The organism is Arsukibacterium ikkense (assembly GCF_000987775.1).
Classification (GTDB): domain Bacteria; phylum Pseudomonadota; class Gammaproteobacteria; order Enterobacterales; family Alteromonadaceae; genus Alishewanella; species Alishewanella ikkense.
Window position 1 is genome coordinate 226,155 of record NZ_LAHO01000003.1, and the last position, 24,811, is coordinate 250,965.

Below are 24,811 nucleotides of genomic sequence, written 5' to 3' on the forward strand. Positions count from 1 at the left end.
CCTCCTTAGAAATTAACCGAGCGCATAATGGCTTCGTAGGTTTTAAGATGATCAGCAACATATTCTTTTTCCAGTGCCAGCGGATAAGGTGTATCCATACCACAAACCCGTTCAATCGGGCTTTCCAGCTGCAAAAAGCACATTTTCTGCATAGTAGCAGCAATTTCACCGGCAAAGCCGCCGGTTAATGGCGCTTCATGGTTAATGACCAGCCGGCCGGTTTTCATTACAGACGCTGCTACGGTATCGGCATCCCAGGGCAGAATGCTTCGCAAATCAATAACTTCGCATGACACGCCCTGCTCTTGCGCCATTGCCACGGCTTTGTCGACGATTTCCATCTGGGCGCCCCAGGCTAAAACCGTAACGTCCTTACCTTCACGCACCACCTCGGCTTTACCCAGCTCAATTTCGTAATACTCTTCCGGCACTTCGCCTGTTGACGCCCGGTACAGTTTTTTCGGTTCAAAAAAGATCACCGGATCCTGGCTGGCGATTGACGCCAATAGCAAGCCTTTTGCCTGATAGGGGTCACGCGGGATCACCACTTTTAAACCCGGGGTGTGGGCGAAATAGGCCTCTGGTGACTGGCTATGATAATGGCCACCGGCAATACCACCACCATAGGGGCTACGAAATACTAACCCCCCCACATTAAACTCGTTACCTGAGCGGTAACGAAACTTAGCTGTTTCATTGACGATTTGGTCAAACGCCGGAAAGATGTAATCTGCAAACTGAATTTCCGCCACCGGCTTCATACCCTGCGCGGCCATGCCATTGGCAAAACCGGCTATACCCTGCTCGGTTAGTGGCGTGTTAAAGCAGCGGGCTTTACCGTACTTTTCCTGTAATTTACTGGTGGCACGAAATACCCCGCCAAAATGGCCAACGTCTTCGCCAAAGCATACTACGGTATCGTCTTTAGCCATGGCTAAATCAAGCGCGTTGTTAATCGCTTGCAGCATATTCATTTTTGCCATTAATCCAGTCTCCCCGACGTCACCGGATAAGCATCCGGGTATTTTCTGATATGTTGTTTTAATTCATCTAATTGTTGTTGCAACGCCGGGATAGGCTGTTGATATACATCAGAAATTAAATGTTCTATGCCAGGCTTAGCCACTTTTTCAGCCACTTTTAAGGCATCAAGAATTTCAGTACGCAGCTTTTCAATTTTTGCCTTATCGGCGTCTTCATCCAGCCAGCCCTGTTTCACCAACCATAAACGAAAGCGGGAAATCGGGTCTGTTTTACGCCACATTTCTTCTTCTTCTTTTGAGCGATAACCACTGGGATCGTCAGATGACGAATGCGCGCCTAAACGATAGGCCATGGCTTCAATTAATACCGGCTCGTTATGTGCAAGCGCATAGTCGCGGGCCATTTTGGTGGCCTGATATACCGCTAGTATATCTGCACCATCTACCCGCAGCGCTTTCATGCCATAACCGACGGCCCGGCAGGCAATACCATCACCGACAAATTGCTCATTGGCCGGAGTTGAAATGGCATAGCCGTTATTGCGACAGAAAAACAGCACCGGCGCTTTATGTACCGCCGCCATATTTAAACCAGCATGAAAATCGCCCTCTGATGCCGCGCCCTCACCAAAGTAACAAATGGTGGTGTTGTTCAGTCCACGCAGTTTCTGGGCATAGGCGTAGCCGCTTGCCTGAGGAATTTGGGTGCCCAGTGGCGATGAAATCGTCATATAGTGAATATCTTTACTGCCGTAATGCACCGGCATCTGCCGGCCTTTACCCAAGTCTTTTTCATTGGAGAACAGCTGATTCATAAACTGTTCCAGGCTAAAGCCCCGATAACGCAGCGCACCTTGTTCGCGGTACTGCGCCATAATCATGTCTTGCTCATCCAACGCCGCTGCGCTACCCACTGTGGTGGCTTCTTCACCCAGACATTGCATATAAAAGCTAATCCGGCCCTGGCGTTGTGCCGCCAGCATCCGCTCATCCAGCACCCGGGTAAACACCATGGTGTCATACATTTTCAGTGCAGTGGCTTTATCCACTGTCGGTTTGTCGGCACCGTCATACAGGTTGCCATCGTCTTTAAGAATGCGCAGAGTAGGAATTTTTAACGCATCACCGGCAGTAAAAGCTGCAGTATGCACCGTGGTGATGGTGGCGTTATTAGGGTTTGTCATAGCTATCTCTTGGGTTGTGGACACGCTGTCGATTATCGTTATTTGCCGGGAACTTTACCTTTACGTAAACTGCATTGCAACCGTACCCGGGTACAAAAAAACCTGACAGCCCGCTGAGCTGTCAGGTTATATTTACTGTCGGTCAGCGCTGTTACTCCAGCAAACCAGGCGTTTTACCCCAGATTATCGGTAACAGTGGTTGGTACCACCATCAGCATAGCACGTTGCCCTATCGCGACGTTGGCGTTCGGGAATATCAGCGCTTCACCTTGCCGCTCTACCCGATATTCAATATCACCATCTGTTGCCAACAGAGTTCCTGGCGGATAACAGGTAAAGTTTTCAATATCGTCGGCAAAGTGCAATTTAAAATCCTGGGTTTGTTTGATAATTGAGCGGTATACCTGATATATATTGAACTGACTACTGGCAAAAGGGGCGGCTTTAACCGGCTCTGCCCTGATCAAAGCACGCAAGGCGTCGTTTGCTTTGGCAAAGCGCGCCATCTCATTTTGGCCGAACGGCTTAACCTTGCCCAGTTCAATAGTAAAGGAGTTGGCCCCATGGCTATGGGACGCATAGTAGCTAAAGGTGGTCGCCGGCGTTTGCATCAGCAACACCGTATTCACATCACAGGCGGCTAAAAACACAAATTCAGCCTGCTGCCAGGGTTTGCCATGCAAGTACGGGTATACCGCAAATTTCTCAAAGCGCGAGCCCCGGATCGCCGTATGTAAATCATACAAACTACGGTTACGCGTTGCCAGACTGGTTACGGGTAACTGCTGGTAAAACTGGCTGACATACTGCTCTAACGCTTTGGCGCGGTGCCGTTCGGCATTAATTAACCCCGCCCCTTTGCTGTGATAGCCTGAAAACAACCGGTTCAGGTTTTCGGTGATTTCCCGACTACCGGCATTAATGGCAGCCGGGTTACCAAACAGCACCAGCAGCCTTACTTTAGGCACTAAATGCGCTGTCAGGATGTCCTGCACAATAGCCGCGCAAATTTCAATAGGCGCCGTTTCGTTGCCATGAATGCCGCAGGACAACACCAGATCATCATTACTGGCTTGCTCAGGTTCAAAACAAATTACCCCGCTATCCCAAACCTGCACCTGAGTGCCATTGTCCAGGCTGAAACTGAACGGGGCCAGCCCATCCGGGTTAGCTAAAGTAAGTTTAAGAAAATCACCTGCGGCGATTAACTGCTGCACCATATTTACTACTCCATTCGATGGCAAGCCGGTAACGACTGACAAGCTCGGATTGTCAGCTTACCGTTTGCTGAAATTCGACAACCTGATTACGGCCTTTTGCTTTAGCCTGATACATCGCCTTGTCGGCGTCGGCCAGTAACTGCTTAACATCATAACCGCTGCTATTGCTGCCACTCACTCCAAAACTGGCACTGAGGCTAAATTGATGTTCGCTGCTGTTGCAATCAATGCCGACAATGGCATCACGGCAAATCTCAGCCAGTAAGGTGGCTTTATCCAGCTCGCAGCCCGGCATCATAATAACAAATTCTTCACCGCCAATCCGGCCGAAAATGTCGTTCGAGCGCATAAACTGCTTACAGGCCTGCACGATTTGCTGCAGCGCCCAATCGCCGGTAGCATGGCCAAACTGGTCGTTTATGGTTTTAAAATGATCCAGGTCGAACAAAATAACCGCCACCGGCACCTGTCTGGCCCGGCAAGACTTAATGGCCAGCCTGGCCTGGTTATTAAAGTGGTAACGGTTACTTATTCCTGTTAGCTGATCATATTCGGCCATCAGCTTAAAGCGCCTGCGCCCGGTCAGGCCGCGATAGGCCAGCACCAAAGCGGTAAAGCCGATTAAGGTTGCCAGAATTAACCACAAGCGGCTGTTTTTAGCTTCTTGCTGATAAATACTTTGTTGTAAAAACAGCAGTTCGTTATCTCTGTCCAGCAAACTAATCCGTTGATTTTTTAATTCAATTTCCGACTTCACCATATGATAGGCGGCCTGCTGCGAGGCTTTGTTCGCATTTAACTCGCCTTCCGTCTGGCGCATCAGCTCAAAATAATTAAGTGCCTGCTGGTAGTTCTGCTGCATTTTTGCTATTTGATATAAGGTATTATAAGCCTCTACCAACGCCGGATTATTCGGGCTGGATTGCGCGGCGCTGAGTGCTTGCTCCGCCAGTAACTCAGCTTGTTGTATTTCCCCCAGCGACAAGTGCGCCTGAGCGGCCAGAGCAGCGAATTGCGAAATCAGGATCGGATACCTGGTTTGTTCAATTTCAGCTTTATGCTGCAGATAAATAGCCAGCGCGGACTTGTTATCATTGCTGGCTAACTGATCACGCATCAGCTCTTTTCTGGCCAAATTGGCCGGAATTACTTCTCTGACAGCAATACATTCATCAATCAGCTGGTTAGCCTCGTCAGAACCGACGACAACATTGGCTTGTTGATACTTGGCATCAAGGATAATAACTCTGATCCGGCAGGCTAGCTTGGCAGAAATTGCAGAAAAATCGATATAACGTTTGTACAAGAGTGTAAGATCGTATCTCTCTAGCTGGTTATAGGTGAACATCACTATAACGATTACTTGCGCTAACAACTCTGGGTCACGGATTGACGGAATACTGTTTATCAACTGTTCAAGATAAGTAAACGCCAGCGTATAGTTATTCGACAACAGCAACACATTAACGGCCATTACCTGAGCCCGGATCAGAAACTCAGAATTGGCTGACACATCAAGTAGTGGAGTTAAGGTTGGCAGCACCTTGTCATATTGACCTTGCAAGGCTTGTTCATATGCTGTCAACAAGGCCAGATATTCTTGGTCGGCCGCCAGCGTTACCGGTAGTTGCCTTATTCTGGCTAATTCAGTTTTAAAGCGAAGCTGATCTTCCAGTCTGATTTGATCAATCTCAGCCATTTGCTGACGCACAGTTAATTGCAAAGCTGACGTTTCAAAAATTCTCGGAGATATCTTATCATCGGCAGCCCTCACCGGCTCAACCCCAGCTAACTGCAGCAACACTATCCCTGTCGCAATCAGTAACGACTTCACGTCATCAAGTCCTTTTATTTCCTGACACCAGATTTAACCAGCCTTTTTAATATCATGTTCTGCAGGCTCAGGAGTATCAGACGGTTGTTTTACGGGCTCTTCAGCAGGCTTATCGCTTGGCGTCGGTTCTTCTGCCGGAAATATCATACAAACTATTTTATTATCTGTAAGTAATAAGCTAGCCAGTTTTTCGTTATCTTTTACAGCAATTGCCTGTTTCACTGCCGGATCGAAATCAAGCGGGTTTAATACTTGCTCTAACTGTGTAGCAGGCAAGTGGCGCAGTGACGCATCTTCACCTAATTTTTGCAAAAGCTGCAGTATATTATTCATGCTAAACTCCCTGTGATTTTAATTATATTTTTACGCCATTGATAGCATTTATGTTCGCTACAATACACAAAGCCCAAACGGCTAACCAGCTTTTTTGCTGCGATATTTGCCTCTGCAGTAAAGCATTTCAGGATATTGAGCCCAGCGGTGGCTTGTAATTTCTGACATAAGCCACCCAACGCCGCCAGGGCCAGGCCCGTTTGCTGCGCTTCAGGTAGTAACATAATACCAACCTCTGCATCAAAACAACGCTGTTCAAGCAACGGTTGCCGATACAACGGGTTGTTGGCTGCTACAGATTCAAGGCGTACGCTCATTAACCCTAAAGCCTGGTTAGTGCGGTTGCATGCCACGGTGAAAAATACCATGGCTGTTGCCCCACTCGCCATTAAGGCACGCTGATTCTGTTGCAACGCTTTACTGAAGCTATGCTCTGCCTGCAAGGGTGTTAAAGGCTCGCCAATAAAACGCATCAGCGCCGGGCTGGTGTAGAGCTGCTGATAAAATGCGCTATCTGCAGCAGCAAGAAAGCGTACGTTAAATGTTGAGCTTTGAAAGCAAAGGCCGAGGCAATTAACATGACTCATTGTTCTGATCATCAGCTTGCAAGGCGGCCAGCTTATCTAATATGGCCTGGTTAACTATCATTTTGCTGGCCGGTGGGATCACCAGGGTGGTTTTCGGATCCAGCTCTGCGCTAACTAATTCAGCCAGCGCCAGTTGGGTGATCCGTGGTTGTTGAATAGGCAAGGTTACCGCTTCATATAAAATAACCTGGTGGCTTAACGGATAATGCTCGGCCAAAACTTCTATCAGTAACTGCCGGTAACGGCCATCGGTACTGCGTTTGGCCAGGCTGCGATCGCCCGCCACCCCCACCTGCCATAAAATCAGGTAGGCGGCCGGGTCAATAGTGCGCTTGTAAAACATAAACTGGCTGGTTTCAAAATGCTGGCAACCATAGGTACCCGGGTCTATGCCTAAATCGGCTATCAGGCAATCTTCGGCTGAAATGCCCGGTTCCATATGGGCGGCAAAGCCTTCGGCTTTAGCCTGAGCAATAGCGTTATGCGGCACCCAGGCAAATACCCCGGGGTGGCCGTAAAAGGCGCCCACCACCTTCTTATTAAGCTGCACTTCGGCCAGCATTGCCGCCACCATCTGCTGATAGCTAAGCATCCGTGATACGCCGGTTTGATAATATGGCTGCAACGAGCGGACATCAGCGTTCATCTGCTGTAACCACTGTTCGGTAATACCATCGGCTACCAGTAAAAACACCACGTCGGCCTGTTCAATATAACTGCGGCTTAACGGGCTGATATGCGAACCCAATGTCATGCCGGTGCCGACACAGACTAAACTACCCTGTTGCTGCAAGTGCTACTCCAATGCATTAAGTGTTAATTTTCAGATTTTTTGCCGGCCATCGCGTCAAAAGCTTTTAAGCCCTGCTCATTATAATAATCGTAATCATCATTGGCTGGGTTGTTGTTGCTACTGTGCCACAATTTTAACACCTCTAAAAACTCAGGGTCACGGCGAATGTCTGGCATTACCTGATTTATTGCTGCAATCTGCTGTTTACCCCAGGCATTGTTGGCACAACCAATAGCGCCGGCCACTGGCTGCTGATTTTCGGCGATTATCAGTGTTTCCATGTTGCGGTTATACAACTGCTGAAAGTAGTTAGCAACCATTGGGTAATCAATGGTGTAATCCAGCCGGCCAGAGCTAATCATATTTAATATAGCTACAGCACCATCCGGGCCAGAACGCGCCAGATAAGGATCATGTTCATTTAACAAGGGTTGCAGCACGCCATAACGCCGCCCTGCCGGGTAACCCAGCCGGAAACGGGGGTCGTCCAGCAGTTTATCTAACGATATCGGTTCGCCGTAAAGCGCCCGTAAGGTTTTGGCGGTGGTGTTGTTAGTGATGATCTGATGCGGATAATACAGATGAGTGGGCTGGCTATAAATGGCCCTTTTTGCAGCTTCAGGTTGGTATATCATACAGGGAAAACAAACCGGCTCTTTATTGTCCATCGCCTGAGAAATCCGGGTCTGGGGCATCTCCAGGTAACGAGGCCGTAACTCTGGCAGATAACGATGCACCACTTTTATTAACACATCACATACGCCCTGGCGCTGATATTCGCCGTGCAACACATGAAACGGCGGTGCATCATTGATGGCCCAGTTGATGCGCCCGGCATCTGGATTGTCTTGCTCCGTGTGAGCTAACGCTGCCTGATTGGCTGGATTTAGTTTGGCTACTGCGGCGACATTAATGGCTAGCACAACAACGTAAATTACCAGCACATGCATCATTAACTTTCTGACGAATACCAACACCTGATCCAACCTCATCTGGCAAACTTTGCTTTACTTTACCCAGCAAAACGTACAATTGCCAATTTCAGCGCATAAAAAACCCATCCGAAGATGGGTTATTACAGATTACCGACCGCACTGCCTGGCCAGAGAGGCTGGCTTAAGCCGCGTTAAATTTTGCATGGCGTTAACTGCCATACTTTACTGACATAGTCTTCTATTGAACGATCAGAGGTAAATTTACCCACTAACGCAGTATTCAGTATGGCTTTTTTGGCCCAGCCGGCTTTATCGCGATACCAGCTGTCTATCAGCTGCTGTGCTTTGGCATAGGATTCAAAATCGGCCAGCACCAGATAGGGATCACCGCCTTCCAGTAAGCTATGCTTAATGGCAGAGAGCTCACCCGGCTTGCCTGGCGTAAAATAATCAGTTTCCAGCCAGTCGAGCACGGCTTTAATTTCCGGATTATTGTGATAATACTCGTGGCTATGGTAGCCGCTGGCATGCAGGGCTTTTACTTCATCGACCGTTAAACCAAAGATGGCAATGTTGTCGCTGCCCACTTCCTCGGCAATTTCAATGTTAGCGCCATCCAGCGTGCCCACTGTTACCGCACCGTTCAATGCCAGCTTCATATTGCCGGTACCGGACGCTTCTTTACCGGCGGTAGAGATTTGCTCCGAGACATCGGCTGCCGGGATCAGTTTTTCGGCCAGCGTTACCCGGTAGTTCGGCATAAACACCACTTTGAGCCGGTTTTTTACCCGCTTATCGTTATTTATTTTGTCAGCGATTTTATTAATTGCATAAATAATCTCTTTCGCCAGTTTGTAGCCCGGCGCCGCCTTGGCCCCAAATATAAATACCCGCGGTACCATATCGTAATCCGGGTTTTGCAAGATACGACGATACAGCGCCAGAATATGCAGCAAATTCAGATGCTGGCGTTTATACTCATGCAAACGTTTGATCTGGATATCGAAAATAGCGGTTGGGTCGATATCGATACGGGTAAGTTTTTTAATTTCTTTGGCAAGATCTGCTTTATTTTGCTGTTTAATGGCCATAAAGCTGTCTTGTACCTGCGGATCATCAGCGTAGTCAGCCAATTTACTCAGCAGTTTAAGATTAACCGGCCAGCCGGTACCCACTTTTTCATCCAGTAATTTGGATAACCGTGGATTACAGGCTTTTAACCAGCGCCGTGGCGTAACCCCATTGGTGACGTTAGTAAATTTATCTGGCCACAACGCCACCATCTCCGGGAACAAGTCAGACTGCACCAGTTTAGAGTGAATTTCAGCCACGCCATTCACTTTAAATGAACCCACTACCGATAAGTGGCCCATCCGAACCATAGGTTCATCGCCCTCTTCAATAATCGACAGCTTGCGTTTTTTGGCATGATCGCCAGGCCAAAGCACATCAACCTGCTCCGCCAGAAAACGGCGGTTAATTTCGTAAATAATTTCAATGTGGCGCGGCAGTACTTTCTCAAACAAGCGAACCGGCCATCTTTCCAGCGCTTCGGGCAGTAAGGTATGGTTGGTATAGGCAAATACCTGCTGGCATAAGGCCCAGGCATCGTCCCAGTTCATATCGGCACGGTCGACCAGAATACGCATCAGCTCAGGAATCGCCACTGCCGGGTGGGTATCATTTAACTGAATAACCACTTGCTGCGGAAACTTGCTCCAGTCATCGCCATGGGCACGTTTGTAACGGCGAATAATATCTTTTAATGAACAGGAGCAGAAAAAATATTGCTGAATAAGCCGCAGTTCTTTACCGGCATCGGTTTCATCGTTGGGGTACAGTACTTTAGAAATCGTTTCAGCTTCAATATTCTCGCGTGCAGCGTCAATATAGCCGCCAGAGTTAAACACGTCCCAGTTGAAAAAATCACTGGCCCGGCTTTCCCATAACCGCAGAACGTTAACCGAACTGCCGTTATACCCCACTACCGGTATATCCCAGGGTACCCCTTTAATAATCCGGCCCGGGTGCCACACTTTCTTCATTAAGCCTTGCAGGTCGTACACCGTTTCAACATAGCCGTAAACCGAAATCTCCTGTACCGACTCTGGCCGGCAAATCTCCCAGGGGTTGGCATATTCGCGCCAGCTGTCAGGCCGCTCTATCTGACGGCCATCCTGAAAGCTTTGCTTAAACAAGCCATGTTCGTAATGAATACCATAACCAACCGCCGGATAATTCAAGGTAGCCAGCGAGTCAATAAAACAGGCGGCAAGCCGGCCAAGACCGCCATTGCCCAACGCCATGTCCTCTTCCTGGTCTTCTAAATCAGCAATCTTTATACCCAGTTCAGCCAACGCCAGCTTCGCCTGCTCGAACAGGCCCAAATTATGCAGATTGTTACTAAACAACCTGCCCATCAGGTATTCAAGGCTGAAATAATGTAACGCGCGGGTATCTTGCTGATAGTGAGTGCGCTGAGTGTTGCGCAAGCCATCAAAAACCTGCTCATTGACAGCCGCGCAGGTTGCGCGCCACCAGGCCTGGCTGCTGGCTTTATTAACGTCAGTTCCCAGACTTGAATGCAAATGCTTGATAATATTTTGCTTGAGTTGTTCGGTTGTTGCGCCGGTTGCGGCGGCTTGGGGTGATGTTGCTTTCTTCATTGCCAATCCTGAATTTTACTGAGCTCAATTAATAAGCTACGTCAGCTAATATTATTGTTAAATGTAGAAATATTACGAAAACAATACCTTAATTTCGCTCATTTGGCAAAATAAAGGCAGCTTATGTAATTTAATTACATTAATAAGCTGCCAGCCACCCAGGGTTAAATTGCGCTGAACACCTTATCAACAAAGGCTTTAGCGTCATTTTCCAGCTGTTGTAAGTGTTGTTGGTCGACAAAACTCTCTAAATAAATTTTATAAGCGTTTTCAGTACCCGATGGCCTGGCCGCGAACCAGCCATTACGGGTTACCACTTTAACCCCGCCAATATCGGCCTGATTACCCGGCGCCTGGGTTAGTACTGCCAGTATAGGGTCACCCGCCAGTTCAGTCTGGCTGACACTGGCAACATCCAGTGATTTCAGTGCCGCTTTTTGTGCCGCTGTCGCGGGGGCGTCCAGCCGGCGGTACAGCGGTGAGCCCAGCTCTTTGGTCAGCGCCTGATACTGCTGGTAAGGATCGACCCCGGTTTTTGCCAGCATCTCTGCCGCTAACAAGCCTAAAATAATGCCATCTTTATCGGTTGACCATACCGTGCCGTTTAAACGCAGAAAACTGGCACCGGCGCTCTCTTCGCCACCAAAAGCCAGGGTAGCGTTATACAAACCGTCAACAAACCACTTAAAGCCAACCGGTACTTCGCACAGAGTACGCCCGCGCGCCGCCACTACCCGGTCAATCAACGCACTGGATACCAGGGTTTTACCTATGGCTAAACTGGCTGGCCAGTCTGGGCGGTTAGATAATAAATAATTAATGGCTACCGCCAGATAATGGTTGGGGTTCATTAAGCCGCCACTGCGGGTAACAATACCATGCCGGTCAAAGTCGGGGTCATTGCCAATGGCTATATCAAACTGATCTTTTAGCTGAATTAAATTGGCCATGGCACAGGCTGATGAACAGTCCATCCGGATCTGGCCATCTTTATCCAGCGGCATAAAAGCAAATGCCGGGTCTACTTTTTCATTAACGACAGTAAGGTTCAGGCCATATTTCTCGGCAATTCTTGGCCAGAAAGCAATACCCGAGCCGCCTAAAGGGTCTACGCCAATTTTAATACCGGCTTTGGCAATTGCCGCCATATCAATCACATTTACTAAATCGTCTACATAATGCTGGATATAATCAATGTGCTGACAATAGCCTGACTGAATAGCCAGACTGTAGGGCATCATTTTGACGCCCTCTAAGTCTTTTGCCAGCAACTCGTTTGACCGTTGCTCAATCCAGTTGGTGACTTCAGTATCAGCCGGCCCACCATGGGGTGGGTTATACTTGATACCGCCATCTTCCGGCGGGTTATGTGAAGGTGTAATGACAATGCCATCGGCCAGTTTGCTATCGGCTCCCTGGTTCTGGGTAAGAATGGCATGTGAAATAACCGGCGTTGGCGTATAGCCTAAATCTTTTTGGATACACACCTGAATTTTATTGGCGATCAGCACTTCCAGCGCTGAGGCAAAAGCTGCCTCAGATAAGGCATGGGTATCTTTGCCCAGAAATAATGGCCCGGTAATGCCCTGCGCCTTGCGATAATCGGCGATAGCCTGGCATATCGCCAGCACGTGTGGCTCATTAAATGAGCAGCTAAGTGCACTGCCCCGATGACCTGAAGTACCAAAACTGACTTTATGCGCCGGATGCAGATGCACATCTGGCTCCAGCACATAATAGGCAGTCATTAAGCGACTGATATTGGGAATACGATCATTAGGTACCTGTTGCCCGGCCAGGGGATGTAAAGCCATAGTCTTTCCTTATAATAAATCGCGGATCCGCTCAGCGTCCTGTTCACTATAACCTAGTTTTGTGGCGGTTTCGGTAAGCATCATCTTTTTTCTGGTGGTATTAGAATTTGTGATAACCCAAAAGCCGGTGTTTGGAATTTGCTTCGGGTTGGTACTGCTGCCTGCTTCCGACAACGCTTCGGCCGAGGTAGCAAAATACAGGCGATTTCGGCCTTTAATCTCCAGTACCTTATTAAATTGCTTTTTGTGAACGCGGGCCAATACAGACAACAAATACAAGAAACGCCCTACCACACTGGATTCAGCCTGCAGGTCCTGACGGCTGACCAGATCAAATACGGTACCAGGGCCGCTGGCTTGCGGCCGTTCAGTATCAGGGCTGTTTGCTGGCTGCGCCGGCTCTTGACCGCTGCTAACCACTGAAGTTTGGACTAAGTGCTGCTCACCCAGCAGTAAACGACGTAGAATATCAGAGGCACTTTCACCTATCTGGCGGGTTTGTGCGGCGATGTAATGATATAAATCGTCTTCTATTTCAATGGTTTTCATAAGGTTTTCCGTCAACTTAAAGTTGTCCCATTATATAAAGCCTTTGCCACTGACGCCAGCAGCTTAGTTTGATAAAATACGCTCTTAACATTTTCAGTGAGTTAGCAATGTTCCTACATACCCATAGTACCGGCTGTGGCCAACCTTTGGTGTTGCTGCATGGTTTATTCGGCAGTTATGAAAATTTAGCCGGCATAGCCCGAGCATTGGCAGACCAATGGCAGATTATCAGTATCGACTTACCGAATCACGGCCAGTCGCCGCATAGCGATACCATGGATTATCACAGCATGGTGGCTGATTTACACTCTACCCTGGATAAGCTTGGGATTGCCCAATGTGCACTATTGGGCCATTCAATGGGCGGTAAACTGGCCATGGCGTTTGCGTTGGCCTATCCGGCTAAAGTGAGCGCGCTTATTGTTGCCGATATTGCTCCGGTTAGCTACAGCAGGCGCCACCAGCAGGTATTTGCCGGTTTAAATGCCGTAACCTTAAATGCCATTACCAGCCGCGGTGATGCTGACAAGCAAATGGCAGAGCATATAGCAGAGCCCGGAGTGCGCCAGTTTCTGCTAAAAAGTCTGGAGAAAACCGAGCATGGCTTTCGCTGGAAATTTAATTTAGAGGTGCTGGCACAATGCTATGACGAATTGGTAAGCGCCCCAGCTGCCGATGGCGTATACCCCGGGCCGGTGTTGTTTATTAAAGGTGCTGACTCTGACTATATTTTGCCGGAGCATCGGCCACAGATAATGCGTTATTTTCCTGCAGCTCAGGCAAAAATCATTAATGGTGCAGGTCACTGGTTACATGCCGAAAAACCGGCGGCTTTCGTCAAATTAGTACGGGACTTTTTATTGAGCCAGCACACTAAAATTTAGTAATTTTTATGCTATAGTGCGCGCAATTTTTCAGGTATGGCCAGAACAAATGACCGTTGCACAATTTGAAACCATAGGGTTATGGCTGGGTCTAGCCGCACTTTACATTTTTATTGTGCTGGCGATTAATGATGTGCTGAAGAAAAGCCAGGCACCGAGAATTGGCCGGTTTTTTGTCTGGTTAGTGTTATTTCTGTCACCACTGGTTTTTGTGATTAAAACCGTTGTGCAGTTTTTTCTTGAATAACAGGGTTGAGATTAATGGCCAAAATCGCCACTGATCGCACCACCATTGATTTGTTTGCTGCTGACAAACGCCCGGGCCGGCCTAAAACCAACCCGCTGCCGCGTGAAGAACAGCTTAAATTAAATAAACGCAACCAAATTAAACGCGATCGCAACAACGGGTTAAAGCGTATTGAGTGTAAAGTGTCTGGCCAGCTATACGAGGCATTGAGCCAGGCGGCCGCCCAGGCTAACACCACACGCAGTAACTTAATTGAACAGCTTTTAGAGCAAGCTTTATCCAGGTAAGAAGGCAAGTAACCATGGCAACTGTAGGAATTTTTTTCGGTAGTGATACCGGCAACACAGAGCATATCGCGAAAATGATCCAAAAAGAGCTGGGCAAAAACCTGGTTGAGATCCGCGATATTGCGAAAAGTAGCAAAGAAGACATTGCCGGCTTCGATTTATTATTACTCGGGATCCCAACCTGGTATTACGGTGAAGCACAGTGCGACTGGGATGATTTTTTCCCGGAACTGGAAGGTATCGACTTTAATAATAAACTGGTCGCAATATTTGGTTGTGGTGATCAGGAAGATTATGCCGAGTATTTTCTGGATGCCATGGGCACCCTGCGCGATATCATTGAACCCAAAGGTGCCATTATTGTCGGCCACTGGCCTACCGCGGGGTATAACTTTGTTGCCTCTAAAGCCTTAGCTGACGACAAGCACTTTGTTGGTTTGGGTGTGGATGAAGATCGCCAGCCAGAGTTGACCGAGCAACGGGTAAAGCAATGGTGTAAGCAGGTGTATGCAGAAATGAGCCTGCAGGAATTTGCTAACCTGTAAGTAACGCTTGGCAACGACAGTAAAAAGAGGCTTAAGGCCTCTTTTTTATTGCCGGTATTTCGGCTTTTTGCGAATATACACAGTGCGATTCACTTCACAGACAATATTGTTATCCGCATCTTTAACATGCACCAGAAACTGGGGAAAATACTTGTGCCCTTCAGCGGTGTTGATCTTGATATCCTCTACTGCTTCGTCCGTTAACAGGAACTCTGCCGTTAACTTACCTAGCCCGGGCGTAATATAGTCAATGTCGGCTTGTTTATCCCACACTATATATTCTTTACCCAATGCCCCCATCAACAACAGCGGATATATAGGGTCAGTCATCGCAAACATTGAACCGCCAAACTGGCTGCTATTGATGTTTTTAGTCCAGGGCCGGTTTTTCAGTTCTACTCTGGCATAGCGATAATCGTCTGCTAAGGCAGCAACTTTAATACCACTGAAAAAAAACGGTGGCCAGAAATTAAGTAACTTACGCATGACTTGCGGTTTAAACGCCCAACGCATAACCCCACCTGGTAGGACCTGTTAAAACGGCTATTCTACCGCTGCAAACTGAAAGCACAAGTGCTGCAAAGGCAATTCAGCTGCAATCGGCCATTTCAATATTGGTCTAATGTCTTTATAATCGAGGCAAATCCACCAGCAAGTCAGAGTTTTTTTATGTCAGATCAAAATACTGAGCTACGTAAGGCCGGCCTTAAAGTTACCCTGCCGCGGGTGAAAATTCTTGAAATTTTACAAGATCCGAATCACCAGCATATCAGTGCTGAAGATGTGTATAAAATACTGCTCGAACTGGGTGAAGATATCGGCCTGGCCACCGTATACCGGGTGCTGAACCAGTTTGACGACGCAGGGATCTTAACCCGGCACCATTTTGAAGGTGGTAAATCGGTATTTGAACTGACCGGTAATAGTCATCATGATCATCTGGTGTGTTTAAAGTGCGGCAAGGTTATTGAGTTTGAAGATGAAATTATTGAAGCTAAACAACTGGAGATAGCCGATAAGAACGGCATTAAACTAACTCATCACAGCTTATATTTGTACGGTGAATGTACCGATACTGAGCAATGCCAGAAAAACGCTGACGCCCATTAAATGTGAGATAACAACGGCACCTTGGGCTGCCGTTGTTATCTGAGCAACATACTATTTTATGCCGGTATTGATCCGCGCCATACATAAGGCGCTAACGTAGTTGCCATACTGAAAAGCAAAATCGGCCAATTCAGCTTCCACTTCAAAACCAAAGCGCTCGTACAAGGCTACGGCTACCTCATTGTTACTGTATACAGTCAGCTCCATCCGTCTGATATTCAGCCAGTTATCGGCCATCTCAAGTGCTGAGCGCAGTAATGCCGAGCCTATCCCCTGGCCCTGATATTCCTCCAGTACCCCCATGCCCAGTTCAGCAACATGCCGCCGCCGCGGGTTCTGACAAACCTGTAAACCGAGCTGCCCGACTACCTTGCCCTCCACTTCAGCTACCAGATTATAAAAACCGGCGCCCGCATTATATAGCTTCTGCCAGCTTGCGACCGGCTGATAGGGTAACTGCAGGGTATTCGCATAAACAGTGGGCTGATCGTAGATTGCTTTTATTGCTTCAATATCAACAGGTTCAGCATGGCGTATCATTACGGGCATAGTCGCGTCCTTGGCAAGTTGGTTAGATTATCTTAATTCGGAATTCGTGCTGGTAACAAGCGTTAAAATGCAAAAAGCCAGCAAAATGCTGGCTTTTTAGCGGCACTTGCCCGGGTCAGAGCTGCTGTTCGAGCTCTGGCAGTACCGTAAATAAATCTGCCACTAAACCATAGTCGGCCACCTGAAAGATCGGCGCTTCAGCATCTTTATTAATGGCCACTATCACTTTTGAATCCTTCATGCCGGCTAAATGCTGGATAGCGCCGGAAATACCAACGGCGATATACAAGTCAGGCGCTACAATTTTACCGGTTTGGCCTACCTGCATATCGTTCGGCACAAAACCGGCATCTACCGCAGCCCGTGATGCACCAATAGCGGCATTTAGCTTGTCCGCAATACCGTTTAGCAGCGCAAAATTTTCACCGTTTTGCATGCCCCGGCCACCAGAGATGATCACTTTAGCGGCAGTAAGCTCTGGCCGGGCTGATTTAGTCAGCTCTTCACCAATAAAGCGCGATACCTGTAAATCTTTGACAATATCCAGCTGTTCTATCGGGGCATTGTTACCCTCTGCGGCTGCAGCAAAAGCTGAACCGCGCACCGTTAATACCTTAATGGCATCGGCCGACTGTACGGTAGCAATAGCATTACCAGCATACACTGGCCGTACAAAGGTATCGGCGCTGTTAATGGCAATGACATCGGATACCTGCGCCACATCTAACAGCGCCGCTACCCGCGGTAACATATTTTTACCGGTAGTGGTGGCTGCCGCCAGAATATGACTGTAACTCTTACCGATTTCAGCAACCAGTGCTGCCACGTTCTCTGCCAATTGATGGCCATAAGCACTGGCATCTGCCACTAATACTTTACTAACCCCGGCAATTGTTGCTCCAGCAGCTGCCGCATCGGCACAATGCTCGCCTGCCACCAACAGGTGTATATCGCCACCAATGGCAGCTGCAGCCTGCATCACTTTATGGGTGTCGGCTTTCAGGGCGCTATTGCTATGTTCTGCAATTACTAAAATTGTCATCAGATCACCTTCGCTTCGTGCTTTAATTTTTCAACCAGTTCTGCCACTGACGCTACTATTACACCAGCCTGGCGGCTTGCCGGTGCTGTCACTTGTAATGTAGTGACCTTAGAGTCCAGCACAACGCCCAGGCTGTCTGCGGCTTTAACGTCCAACGGCTTTTTCTTGGCTTTCATAATATTTGGTAATGAGGCATAACGAGGCTCATTCAACCGCAAATCAGTAGATACCACTGCCGGCAGACTTAACTCAACCGTTTGCAAACCGCCGTCAATTTCCCGGGTAACCTGAACCTTATCACCGTTAACGGTCACTTTAGAGGCGAACGTGCCCTGGCCCATGCCGGTTAACGCAGCCAGCATCTGGCCGGTTTGATTATTATCAGAATCAATCGCCTGCTTCCCCAGAATAACCAGTTGCGGCTGCTCTTCAGCTACCAGTTTTGCCAGCAGCTTTGCTACTTGTAACGAATCCAGATTTAGTTCTGTTTCCAGATGAATAGCCCGATCCGCGCCTAACGCCAATGCTGTGCGTAGTTGCTCCTGTACCGCCTTAGCACCAATAGAGACCGCAACTACTTCGGTGGCCACACCCGCTTCTTTCAGACGGACGGCTTCTTCTATCGCAATTTCACAAAACGGGTTCAGTGCCATTTTAACATTGGCTAAATCAACCCCGGTTTGGTCTGCTTTAACCCGGACTTTTACGTTGTAATCGATAACCCGTTTTACCGGAACTAATATCTTCATATAATCCTCTTGAAATGCGTGCAATTACTTGCCTGGCAGCAGCTTTACGTTAAGGTAAAGGTTAGAATGTGTAGTGCAGCACAATCTACTTACTGTTGACGTTAACGTCAACCTGCAATACCCTTATCAGCACAATAAACACAGTGAATACTGTAAATATAAGCATCCAAGAGGTCAGCATCGTGGAAAGAGAAGCTATGGAGTTCGATGTAGTAGTCGTTGGCGCCGGGCCAGCCGGCTTGTCGGCCGCGATCCGGTTAATGCAGCAAGCACAGCAGGCCAGCAAAGACATCACCGTTTGTGTGGTGGAAAAAGGCTCTGAAGTCGGTGCCCATATTCTATCCGGGGCAGTATTTGAGCCCAGAGCACTGAATGAATTATTACCAAACTGGCGGGAAACGGGCGCGCCGCTATCCACTCCCGTCACCCACGATGATATTTACCTGTTTTCCGGCGCACAAAGCAGCCGTAAACTGCCAGGTTTTGCGGTACCGAAAACCATGCATAACAGCGGCAATTATATTGTGTCTGTTGCCAATTTGTGTCGCTGGCTGGCTGAACAGGCAGAAGCGCTGGGCGTGGAAATTTTCCCGGGCTTTGCTGCCAGTGAATTACTACTGGAAGATAATGTAGTAAAAGGCATTCTGATCGGTGACATGGGGCTGGACCGGCAAGGAAAGCCGAAAGACAGCTTTACCCCCGGCATGGAATTACGAGCTAAATACACCTTGTTTGCTGAGGGTTGCCGTGGTCATCTGGGTAAGCAGCTTATCTCACACTATCAGCTGGACAAAGAAGCGTCACCGCAACACTATGCCATTGGCTTTAAAGAAATCTGGGATGTGCCGGCGGCTAACCATCACCAGGGGCTGGTTGTGCATTCGGCCGGCTGGCCTCTGGCGAATGACGCCTCAGGCGGTGGCTATTTATACCATGCAGAAAGCCAGCAAGTGGTGGTAGGTTTAATTATTGATTTAAACTACAGCAACCCGCATCTGGACCCTTTTGCAGAGTTCCAGCGCTATAAACAACATCCGGTCATTAAGCAGTATCTGGCCGATGGCAAACGCGTCAGCTACGGGGCTCGCGCCATTGCAAAAGGCGGCCTGAACAGCCTGCCAAAAATGAGTTTTAATGGCGGTTTGTTACTCGGCTGCGATGCTGGCACCTTAAATTTTGCCAAAATTAAAGGCAACCATACTGCCATGAAATCGGGCATGCTGGCGGCAGAGACCGTCTTTGCGGCGCTTAACAGCGACGATGCCGGTGGCAGAGACTTAACCGAATATGCCACTGCCGTTAAGCAAAGCTGGTTGTATGACGAATTATACCGCTCGCGAAATTTCGGCCCGGCCATGCATAAATTTGGTACTTTCTGGGGCGGTGTGTTCAATACCATTGAGCAAAACTGGTTTGGTGGTAAGCTGCCATTCACGCTGACCGATAACAGCCGCGACCATGCCCAGCTGAAGTTGGCAAGCACTACCACCAGGATTATTTATCCAAAGCCCGATAATATTCTCAGTTTCGATCGCCCTACTTCAGTCTATCTGTCCAATACCAACCATGAAGAAGAGCAACCTTGTCATTTAAAACTGACTGATCCAACCATTCCGGTACAGGTTAATCTGGCTAAATATGATGAGCCCGCGCAACGTTATTGTCCGGCAGGGGTATATGAAATTGTCGAAGATGATAAACAACAACCGCGCTTACAAATTAATGCTCAGAATTGTATTCATTGTAAAACCTGCGATATAAAAGACCCCAGCCAGAATATTACCTGGGTTACCCCAGAAGGTGGCGGCGGCCCTAACTATCCAAATATGTAATAGCTGTTTGTTAACAAGCTTCTACTGAAAAGCAGTGCTGGCAGCGCTGCTTTTTTTATGGCCAAAATTGTAATCATCTGAAATCCCGACTACGTTTAAACCAGCGTGTTTTTGTTACGCTCTGGCTTTTATGCATTAACCGGGAATAGCGTCATGACAAATAAAATTATAAGTAAACAACCAACCAGTGTCACTACGGTAACGCCGAAGGCAAAACCTGAAGCAACTCAGCCGGATACACCTGTTGCTTTTGCCAGTGAAGGCTACATGTATTTTACCGAACGAGACCTCAATCGGATCCTGGCTAACCTGGATGCGCTGCGCACCAGTGTCTTTCCGCAGGTGCAAACCGACAACGAATTGGAGAACCGTAAGCAGCAGCATTTCCCGTCGGTCTGTTTAATTGGGCTTGGTCGCTGTGGCTCCAACATTGCGTTGGATGTCGCGTCGTTAGTGTACAGCGCCCGAAACTTCTATTTAAATGAATTTAATAACGAAGAAAAGCAAAGCCGGGAACAAGAATACCGCCCGATGCGTTGGATTAAACGCAGCCTGCATTTAAGTACTACCAACAGTTTAAAGCCAGTCTTTTTAATTGAACCCTTAGTGATGCTGGGCGATTTAGATAAAGATATTGAAGGCCGGATCCGCTTCTCCCATAAAGGCGAGAAAAGCGGTTTTTTGCATGATTACACCAAAATGAAAATAATGGACTTATCTGAAGTGCATGCTGGCGGTGCGGGTAATGCCCCTATTCTTGGCCAGTACTTAGCTAAAATTATCTTAAACAAAGACACGCAGCGTTTTTCTAATACCGAATGGAAGTATATACACTCTTATCTGATCGATTCCTGCGGTATTAAAGCCAACCAGTCACGCTTATATTTTTACATTTTCAGTGCCGGTGGCGGCACGGGCTCGGGTATGGCCTCAGAATTTGGCCTGGCCCAGCAATATGCTTATATGAGCAAAACCTTTGACACCAGGCCGGTTGCCGAAGATGAAGAAAACCGCGGCCACTCCTTTGTATTCGAACCTATTTTCACCAGTGGCATCTGCATTTTGCCCAACATTTCTGACCACGGCGTGGAAATGTCAGAAGCGCTGCATATCAATGCCGGCCGCTTGTTGTGTAAATATCTGGCGGAGGAATGGGATTTTTCCTACAACTTTGATAACGAAGACAGCAGCGAGTCCAGCGTAATGCATCGCATCCGTCCCTGGAATGCGATGATGCTGATCTCAAATGATATTATGCGTTATGCCGAGGAAACTGACGATGGCGATATTCAGCATATCGATGTTAACGCCATGGAAAAGTATGCCAACCAGTATATTTCTCAGCAAATTTTTAACATCCTGACGGCGCAGGCTGTCACCACTGATTACGACGAAAACTATTTCCGCCGCGCCGGTATTGATATAGGCGAAACCATCCGCCTGGATGCCAACGATTTATTTATGAGCCTGGCCGGGCCGGTTGCAGTGGCTTATGCTGAATCTGTCATTCCACCTAACCAGCGGGATAATGCCGAGAAAAGCAAAATTTTTGATAAAAATGGCGGCGGCCTGAATATTGATGACTTGTTTTTCCGCTCAATCGACTTGCCGCATTTTAATAAAGTGACCCAGGCCATTGAAGGGATCAGCCTGCTGCCTATTGAATCGGGTCGTTACCGCCAAACGCTGGCCAGCTACGTTAAAAATGGTTATAACGCAGCAGAGTTAAATGATCTGCATTTTTTCAAAAACTGCTCATCGGTGGTGTCTATTGTCTCGTTACCGAAAGACTATAAATTATCCTACATGGATTTAAACCGTTTAAAATCGCATCTGAATAACCTGTTCCCGAATACCACCTTAAAACGCTATGCTTTGGTAATTGGTGCCTCAGCCAATATTTCGCTGACCACGCTCATTGTGAAAAGCCCCTGTTTAAGCGACGATTTTTTAACGTTAATTGTTGCTTTTATCAAACGCTGTTTTGCCAAAGACAGTTACCGCTTTGATGAAAAACTGGACCAGGCAATGCTGGACTTTATTCGTAGTGACGAGTTTGATGAAACTAAAGTCGACGCTATGCTGAATGAGTTTGAAAACCCAGCAAAAATTCTCGATACCAACTGGTATGCTATCAAACCCATGTACGAGAAAAAGTATCGTGAGCTGATTCACAATAAAGATAAATTTATCTCCATTAATGATATCAGGCTTAGTCGCGACAGCGTCAAAAAGGCCATCAAGTATCTGCGGGAAATTTACCGGCATAAAATCAGTAAAACCAAGGTTATTTCGCTTAATAACAGTGCTGTGAAAAAACCAGCCGTTACAGAGTAAGGCTAAGGCTTGCTGATAGTGTACCAAGCCCCTAAAATAGGGGCTTGTTTTCGCTGACTCAAGAATCTGATGACAGACCCTACCCTATATCGCTTAAATAAATTTATCAGTGACACTGGTTTTTGCTCCCGCCGGGCAGCCGATCACTATATCGAACAAGGTTTAGTCACTGTTAATGGCCAGATTGCCGCAGTAGGCTTAAAAGTCTCTGCCAGTGATGAAGTACTGGTGGAAGGCAAGCCATTAAAAGAAAAGCCTGCCCGCATCTATCTGGCTTACCATAAACCGGTTGGTATTACCTGCACTACTGAGCGTCATGTTAAAGGCAATATCATTGACGCCATTGGTTATCCAGAGCGTATTTTCCCCATTGGCAGGCTGGATAAGCCTTCCGAAGGGCTGATATTTCTGACCAATGATGGCGATATCGTTAACAAGGTACTGCGCGCCGGTAATGCCCATGAAAAAGAGTACAGCGTTACTGTTAATAAGCCAATCACCGCCAACTTTATTAATAAAATGGCCAGTGGCGTGCCTATTCTAGACACTGTAACCTTACCCTGTATCGTTACTCAGGTATCGAAAAATACCTTTAAGATTATTCTTACCCAGGGCCTGAACCGGCAAATCCGTCGCATGGCTGAATTTCTTGGCTATGAAGTGGTAAAACTAAAGCGTACCAGGATCATGCATGTGCGTTTAGCCGAGCTACGAGCTGGCCAGTGGCGCTTACTGGATAAGTATGAAATAACACAAATGGAGCAGTTGCTGGCACACTCCAGTAAAACGACTGCTGATTGCAATGGCGCCGAACAGGATGACGAAGAATAGCATGGAGATGAACCGGCTTAATGCAGGCTATGTATTACCGCTGCTGGCAGGCCCGGCCGTATTTTTACTGGTCTTGCTGAATGAGCCTTTGTTTACTGGCATGTCTGAAGCCGCCTGGTTACTCAGTGGCCTGACGGCATGGATGGCAATATGGTGGATAAGTGAAAGCGTGCCCATTCCGGTAACATCTTTGTTGCCGATTATTGTCATCCCTTTACTCAGTCTGGATTCCATCGCCAATGTGACTGCCCCCTATGCCGACCCGCTTATTTTTCTGTTTCTCGGTGGTTTTATGCTGTCTATCGCCATGGAACGCTGGGACCTGCATAAACGCATAGCCCTGTTAACCATGCTGATGGTTGGTAGTAAACCCAGCCAGCAAATCGCCGGTATTATGCTGGTCACGGCTTTTTTGTCGATGTGGATGTCCAATACAGCGACAGCGGTAATGATGCTGCCCATAGCACTGTCAATCATCGGTATGCAGGACAATATCAGCGATAAATTTGCCAAAGCTATGTTGTTATCAATTGCCTACGCGGCCAGTATCGGCGGCGTTGCCACCTTAATCGGCACTCCACCTAATGCCTTGCTGGCCGGTTACCTGCGTAATCAGTATCAGCTGGAAATTGGCTTTGCCGAATGGATGCTACTAGGCGTGCCGGTGGCAATACTGATGTTAATAGGCGCCTGGTACTGGCTGACTCAATGCCATTTCCGTTTTGCCCGGGATGAAGTGCAAATCAGCCGTCAGTTGTACCTGGATAAGCTGGCGACGCTCGGGCCGATGCAAAGAGCCGAAAAAATAGTGCTGGCAGTGTTTTTACTGGCCGCCAGTTTATGGATCTTACGGATTTGGCTGACTCGTATTACTGGTTTACCATTAAATGACACCCTAACCGCGATCTTTTGTGCCAGCTTGTTGTTTATCATCCCGGTAAGCTTTAAAAGCGGGCAACGGGTATTGGTGTGGGAAGATTGCGCCAAACTGCCCTGGGGCATTTTAATTTTATTTGGTGGGGGCTTAACCTTAGCGGCGCAAATTCAGAAATCTGGCCTGGCAGACTTTATCGCCAGCCAGGTGGGGGCACTGGGTGCCATTAACTTACTGTTGCTTATCGTCCTGGTCACCACCATTATTATTTTTTTAACCGAGGTTACCAGCAACACCGCCACTGCCGCGGCCTTTTTACCATTGCTGGGCCCGGTTGCGGTGTCACTGAACACCAGTGCCTCTATGCTGGTGATCCCGGCCGCTATCGCCGCCAGTTGCGCCTTTATGATGCCGGTAGCCACACCACCGAATGCCATAGTATTTAGCTCGGGTAAGTTGAAAATTGCCGATATGGTTAAAGCTGGCTTTGTATTAAACCTGCTGGCCATACTGGTAATAACCGCAGCAGTCTGGTTTATCAGCCCCTATTTATTTGATTTCTAAATACCAGTCAGGAAAAAAGCAAATAACAGAAAGCAAAAAAGCAGCCAACAGGCTGCTTTTTC

The 24,811-nt window shown here is 47.9% G+C and carries 24 protein-coding genes; 9 read left to right on the forward strand and 15 right to left on the reverse strand.

Annotated elements, in window-relative coordinates:
* Positions 1-5: 5 nt before the first annotated feature.
* The 11 genes from WG68_RS04685 to seqA form a co-directional block, all read right to left on the reverse strand.
* Complete coding sequence (locus WG68_RS04685) at positions 6-983, reverse strand: alpha-ketoacid dehydrogenase subunit beta (protein WP_046556485.1); 978 nt, start codon at positions 981-983, stop codon at positions 6-8.
* Positions 983-2,167 (reverse strand): thiamine pyrophosphate-dependent dehydrogenase E1 component subunit alpha, encoded by a 1,185-nt coding sequence (locus tag WG68_RS04690; RefSeq protein WP_046556486.1) that lies wholly within the window; start codon positions 2,165-2,167, stop codon positions 983-985. The genes WG68_RS04685 and WG68_RS04690 overlap by 1 nt, the downstream gene beginning before the upstream one ends.
* A gap of 173 nt (positions 2,168-2,340) precedes the next feature.
* A complete protein-coding gene (gene astE, locus WG68_RS04695; protein ID WP_046556487.1) occupies positions 2,341-3,387 on the reverse strand; it encodes a succinylglutamate desuccinylase in 1,047 nt (348 codons plus the stop codon).
* Positions 3,388-3,439: 52 nt separating this feature from the next.
* Positions 3,440-5,221: a GGDEF domain-containing protein gene (locus WG68_RS19760; protein ID WP_200897537.1), complete on the reverse strand. Its 1,782-nt coding sequence runs from the start codon at positions 5,219-5,221 to the stop codon at positions 3,440-3,442.
* Between the two features lie 33 nt (positions 5,222-5,254).
* A complete protein-coding gene (locus WG68_RS04705) occupies positions 5,255-5,554 on the reverse strand; it encodes a hypothetical protein (RefSeq protein WP_046556488.1) in 300 nt (99 codons plus the stop codon).
* On the reverse strand, positions 5,551-6,141 hold the full coding sequence (locus WG68_RS04710) for a GNAT family N-acetyltransferase (RefSeq protein WP_161796351.1): 591 nt from the start codon (positions 6,139-6,141) through the stop codon (positions 5,551-5,553). The genes WG68_RS04705 and WG68_RS04710 overlap by 4 nt, the downstream gene beginning before the upstream one ends.
* Positions 6,128-6,934, reverse strand: a complete 807-nt coding sequence (locus tag WG68_RS04715; protein ID WP_235357671.1) for an SAM-dependent methyltransferase — start codon at positions 6,932-6,934, stop codon at positions 6,128-6,130. Before WG68_RS04715 ends, WG68_RS04710 begins: the two co-directional genes overlap by 14 nt.
* 23 nt (positions 6,935-6,957) lie before the next feature.
* Entirely contained in the window at positions 6,958-7,926 is a 969-nt protein-coding gene (locus WG68_RS04720) for a TIGR02285 family protein (protein ID WP_052748966.1), read from the reverse strand.
* Between the two features lie 134 nt (positions 7,927-8,060).
* Positions 8,061-10,535 (reverse strand): glycogen/starch/alpha-glucan phosphorylase, encoded by a 2,475-nt coding sequence (locus tag WG68_RS04725; RefSeq protein WP_046556491.1) that lies wholly within the window; start codon positions 10,533-10,535, stop codon positions 8,061-8,063.
* 164 nt (positions 10,536-10,699) lie between these two features.
* Positions 10,700-12,349: a phosphoglucomutase (alpha-D-glucose-1,6-bisphosphate-dependent) gene (gene pgm, locus WG68_RS04730; RefSeq protein ID WP_046556492.1), complete on the reverse strand. Its 1,650-nt coding sequence runs from the start codon at positions 12,347-12,349 to the stop codon at positions 10,700-10,702.
* A gap of 9 nt (positions 12,350-12,358) precedes the next feature.
* Positions 12,359-12,898, reverse strand: coding sequence for a replication initiation negative regulator SeqA (gene seqA / locus WG68_RS04735; RefSeq protein ID WP_046556493.1), 540 nt, complete (start codon positions 12,896-12,898; stop codon positions 12,359-12,361).
* Between the two features lie 107 nt (positions 12,899-13,005).
* On the opposite strand from seqA, the gene WG68_RS04740 reads away from it, so the two are divergent.
* The 4 genes from WG68_RS04740 to fldA are packed head-to-tail and all read left to right on the forward strand — an operon-like array spanning position 13,006 to position 14,861.
* On the forward strand, positions 13,006-13,782 hold the full coding sequence (locus WG68_RS04740; RefSeq protein ID WP_046556634.1) for an alpha/beta fold hydrolase: 777 nt from the start codon (positions 13,006-13,008) through the stop codon (positions 13,780-13,782).
* A gap of 49 nt (positions 13,783-13,831) precedes the next feature.
* The gene (locus tag WG68_RS04745) at positions 13,832-14,029 is read left to right on the forward strand and encodes a DUF2788 domain-containing protein (RefSeq protein ID WP_046556494.1); all 198 of its coding nucleotides are present in this window, start codon (positions 13,832-13,834) and stop codon (positions 14,027-14,029) included.
* Between the two features lie 14 nt (positions 14,030-14,043).
* On the forward strand, positions 14,044-14,316 hold the full coding sequence (gene ybfE / locus WG68_RS04750; protein ID WP_046556495.1) for a LexA regulated protein: 273 nt from the start codon (positions 14,044-14,046) through the stop codon (positions 14,314-14,316).
* A gap of 14 nt (positions 14,317-14,330) precedes the next feature.
* The gene (gene fldA, locus WG68_RS04755; protein ID WP_046556496.1) at positions 14,331-14,861 is read left to right on the forward strand and encodes a flavodoxin FldA; all 531 of its coding nucleotides are present in this window, start codon (positions 14,331-14,333) and stop codon (positions 14,859-14,861) included.
* Positions 14,862-14,906: 45 nt separating this feature from the next.
* Here fldA and WG68_RS04760 read toward each other — a convergent pair whose 3' ends face one another.
* Positions 14,907-15,374, reverse strand: a complete 468-nt coding sequence (locus WG68_RS04760; protein ID WP_046556497.1) for a DUF4442 domain-containing protein — start codon at positions 15,372-15,374, stop codon at positions 14,907-14,909.
* 156 nt (positions 15,375-15,530) lie between these two features.
* On the opposite strand from WG68_RS04760, the gene fur reads away from it, so the two are divergent.
* Positions 15,531-15,971, forward strand: a complete 441-nt coding sequence (fur, locus tag WG68_RS04765; protein WP_046556498.1) for a ferric iron uptake transcriptional regulator — start codon at positions 15,531-15,533, stop codon at positions 15,969-15,971.
* 51 nt (positions 15,972-16,022) lie between these two features.
* Here the strand turns inward: fur and WG68_RS04770 are convergent, their stop codons facing one another.
* From WG68_RS04770 to WG68_RS04780, 3 genes are all read right to left on the reverse strand, one after another.
* A complete protein-coding gene (locus tag WG68_RS04770) occupies positions 16,023-16,520 on the reverse strand; it encodes a GNAT family N-acetyltransferase (RefSeq protein WP_046556499.1) in 498 nt (165 codons plus the stop codon).
* Positions 16,521-16,635: 115 nt separating this feature from the next.
* The gene (locus WG68_RS04775; protein ID WP_046556500.1) at positions 16,636-17,562 is read right to left on the reverse strand and encodes an electron transfer flavoprotein subunit alpha/FixB family protein; all 927 of its coding nucleotides are present in this window, start codon (positions 17,560-17,562) and stop codon (positions 16,636-16,638) included.
* Positions 17,562-18,311 carry an electron transfer flavoprotein subunit beta/FixA family protein gene (locus tag WG68_RS04780; protein ID WP_046556501.1) on the reverse strand — a complete coding sequence of 250 codons (750 nt, stop codon included), beginning with the start codon at positions 18,309-18,311 and terminating at the stop codon, positions 17,562-17,564. The genes WG68_RS04775 and WG68_RS04780 overlap by 1 nt, the downstream gene beginning before the upstream one ends.
* A 197-nt stretch (positions 18,312-18,508) precedes the next feature.
* On the opposite strand from WG68_RS04780, the gene WG68_RS04785 reads away from it, so the two are divergent.
* The 4 genes from WG68_RS04785 to WG68_RS04800 all read left to right on the forward strand — a co-directional run bounded on the left by WG68_RS04785 (position 18,509) and on the right by WG68_RS04800 (position 24,749).
* On the forward strand, positions 18,509-20,143 hold the full coding sequence (locus WG68_RS04785; RefSeq protein WP_200897538.1) for an electron transfer flavoprotein-ubiquinone oxidoreductase: 1,635 nt from the start codon (positions 18,509-18,511) through the stop codon (positions 20,141-20,143).
* A gap of 153 nt (positions 20,144-20,296) precedes the next feature.
* Entirely contained in the window at positions 20,297-22,480 is a 2,184-nt protein-coding gene (locus WG68_RS04790; protein ID WP_046556502.1) for a hypothetical protein, read from the forward strand.
* A 69-nt stretch (positions 22,481-22,549) separates the two neighbouring features.
* Positions 22,550-23,311, forward strand: coding sequence for a pseudouridine synthase (locus WG68_RS04795; RefSeq protein WP_046556503.1), 762 nt, complete (start codon positions 22,550-22,552; stop codon positions 23,309-23,311).
* Complete coding sequence (locus WG68_RS04800) at positions 23,298-24,749, forward strand: SLC13 family permease (RefSeq protein ID WP_046556504.1); 1,452 nt, start codon at positions 23,298-23,300, stop codon at positions 24,747-24,749. The genes WG68_RS04795 and WG68_RS04800 overlap by 14 nt, the downstream gene beginning before the upstream one ends.
* Positions 24,750-24,811: the final 62 nt, after the last annotated feature.

Excerpts from the sequence above, each read along its gene's own strand:
- WG68_RS04780 (WP_046556501.1), bottom strand. The coding sequence starts at position 18,311 with ATGAAGATATTAGTTCCGGTAAAACGGGTTATCGATTACAACGTAAAA.
- WG68_RS04795 (WP_046556503.1), top strand. The coding sequence starts at position 22,550 with ATGACAGACCCTACCCTATATCGCTTAAATAAATTTATCAGTGACACT.
- pgm (WP_046556492.1), bottom strand. The coding sequence starts at position 12,349 with ATGGCTTTACATCCCCTGGCCGGGCAACAGGTACCTAATGATCGTATT.
- WG68_RS04800 (WP_046556504.1), top strand. The coding sequence starts at position 23,298 with ATGACGAAGAATAGCATGGAGATGAACCGGCTTAATGCAGGCTATGTA.
- WG68_RS04720 (WP_052748966.1), bottom strand. The coding sequence starts at position 7,926 with ATGAGGTTGGATCAGGTGTTGGTATTCGTCAGAAAGTTAATGATGCAT.
- fldA (WP_046556496.1), top strand. The coding sequence starts at position 14,331 with ATGGCAACTGTAGGAATTTTTTTCGGTAGTGATACCGGCAACACAGAG.
- WG68_RS04775 (WP_046556500.1), bottom strand. The coding sequence starts at position 17,562 with ATGACAATTTTAGTAATTGCAGAACATAGCAATAGCGCCCTGAAAGCC.
- seqA (WP_046556493.1), bottom strand. The coding sequence starts at position 12,898 with ATGAAAACCATTGAAATAGAAGACGATTTATATCATTACATCGCCGCA.
- WG68_RS04760 (WP_046556497.1), bottom strand. The coding sequence starts at position 15,374 with ATGCGTTGGGCGTTTAAACCGCAAGTCATGCGTAAGTTACTTAATTTC.
- astE (WP_046556487.1), bottom strand. The coding sequence starts at position 3,387 with ATGGTGCAGCAGTTAATCGCCGCAGGTGATTTTCTTAAACTTACTTTA.
- WG68_RS04790 (WP_046556502.1), top strand. The coding sequence starts at position 20,297 with ATGACAAATAAAATTATAAGTAAACAACCAACCAGTGTCACTACGGTA.
- WG68_RS04770 (WP_046556499.1), bottom strand. The coding sequence starts at position 16,520 with ATGCCCGTAATGATACGCCATGCTGAACCTGTTGATATTGAAGCAATA.
- fur (WP_046556498.1), top strand. The coding sequence starts at position 15,531 with ATGTCAGATCAAAATACTGAGCTACGTAAGGCCGGCCTTAAAGTTACC.
- WG68_RS04740 (WP_046556634.1), top strand. The coding sequence starts at position 13,006 with ATGTTCCTACATACCCATAGTACCGGCTGTGGCCAACCTTTGGTGTTG.
- WG68_RS04690 (WP_046556486.1), bottom strand. The coding sequence starts at position 2,167 with ATGACAAACCCTAATAACGCCACCATCACCACGGTGCATACTGCAGCT.
- WG68_RS04710 (WP_161796351.1), bottom strand. The coding sequence starts at position 6,141 with ATGAGTCATGTTAATTGCCTCGGCCTTTGCTTTCAAAGCTCAACATTT.
- WG68_RS04785 (WP_200897538.1), top strand. The coding sequence starts at position 18,509 with ATGGAGTTCGATGTAGTAGTCGTTGGCGCCGGGCCAGCCGGCTTGTCG.
- WG68_RS04685 (WP_046556485.1), bottom strand. The coding sequence starts at position 983 with ATGGCAAAAATGAATATGCTGCAAGCGATTAACAACGCGCTTGATTTA.
- WG68_RS04725 (WP_046556491.1), bottom strand. The coding sequence starts at position 10,535 with ATGAAGAAAGCAACATCACCCCAAGCCGCCGCAACCGGCGCAACAACC.
- ybfE (WP_046556495.1), top strand. The coding sequence starts at position 14,044 with ATGGCCAAAATCGCCACTGATCGCACCACCATTGATTTGTTTGCTGCT.
- WG68_RS04745 (WP_046556494.1), top strand. The coding sequence starts at position 13,832 with ATGACCGTTGCACAATTTGAAACCATAGGGTTATGGCTGGGTCTAGCC.
- WG68_RS04705 (WP_046556488.1), bottom strand. The coding sequence starts at position 5,554 with ATGAATAATATACTGCAGCTTTTGCAAAAATTAGGTGAAGATGCGTCA.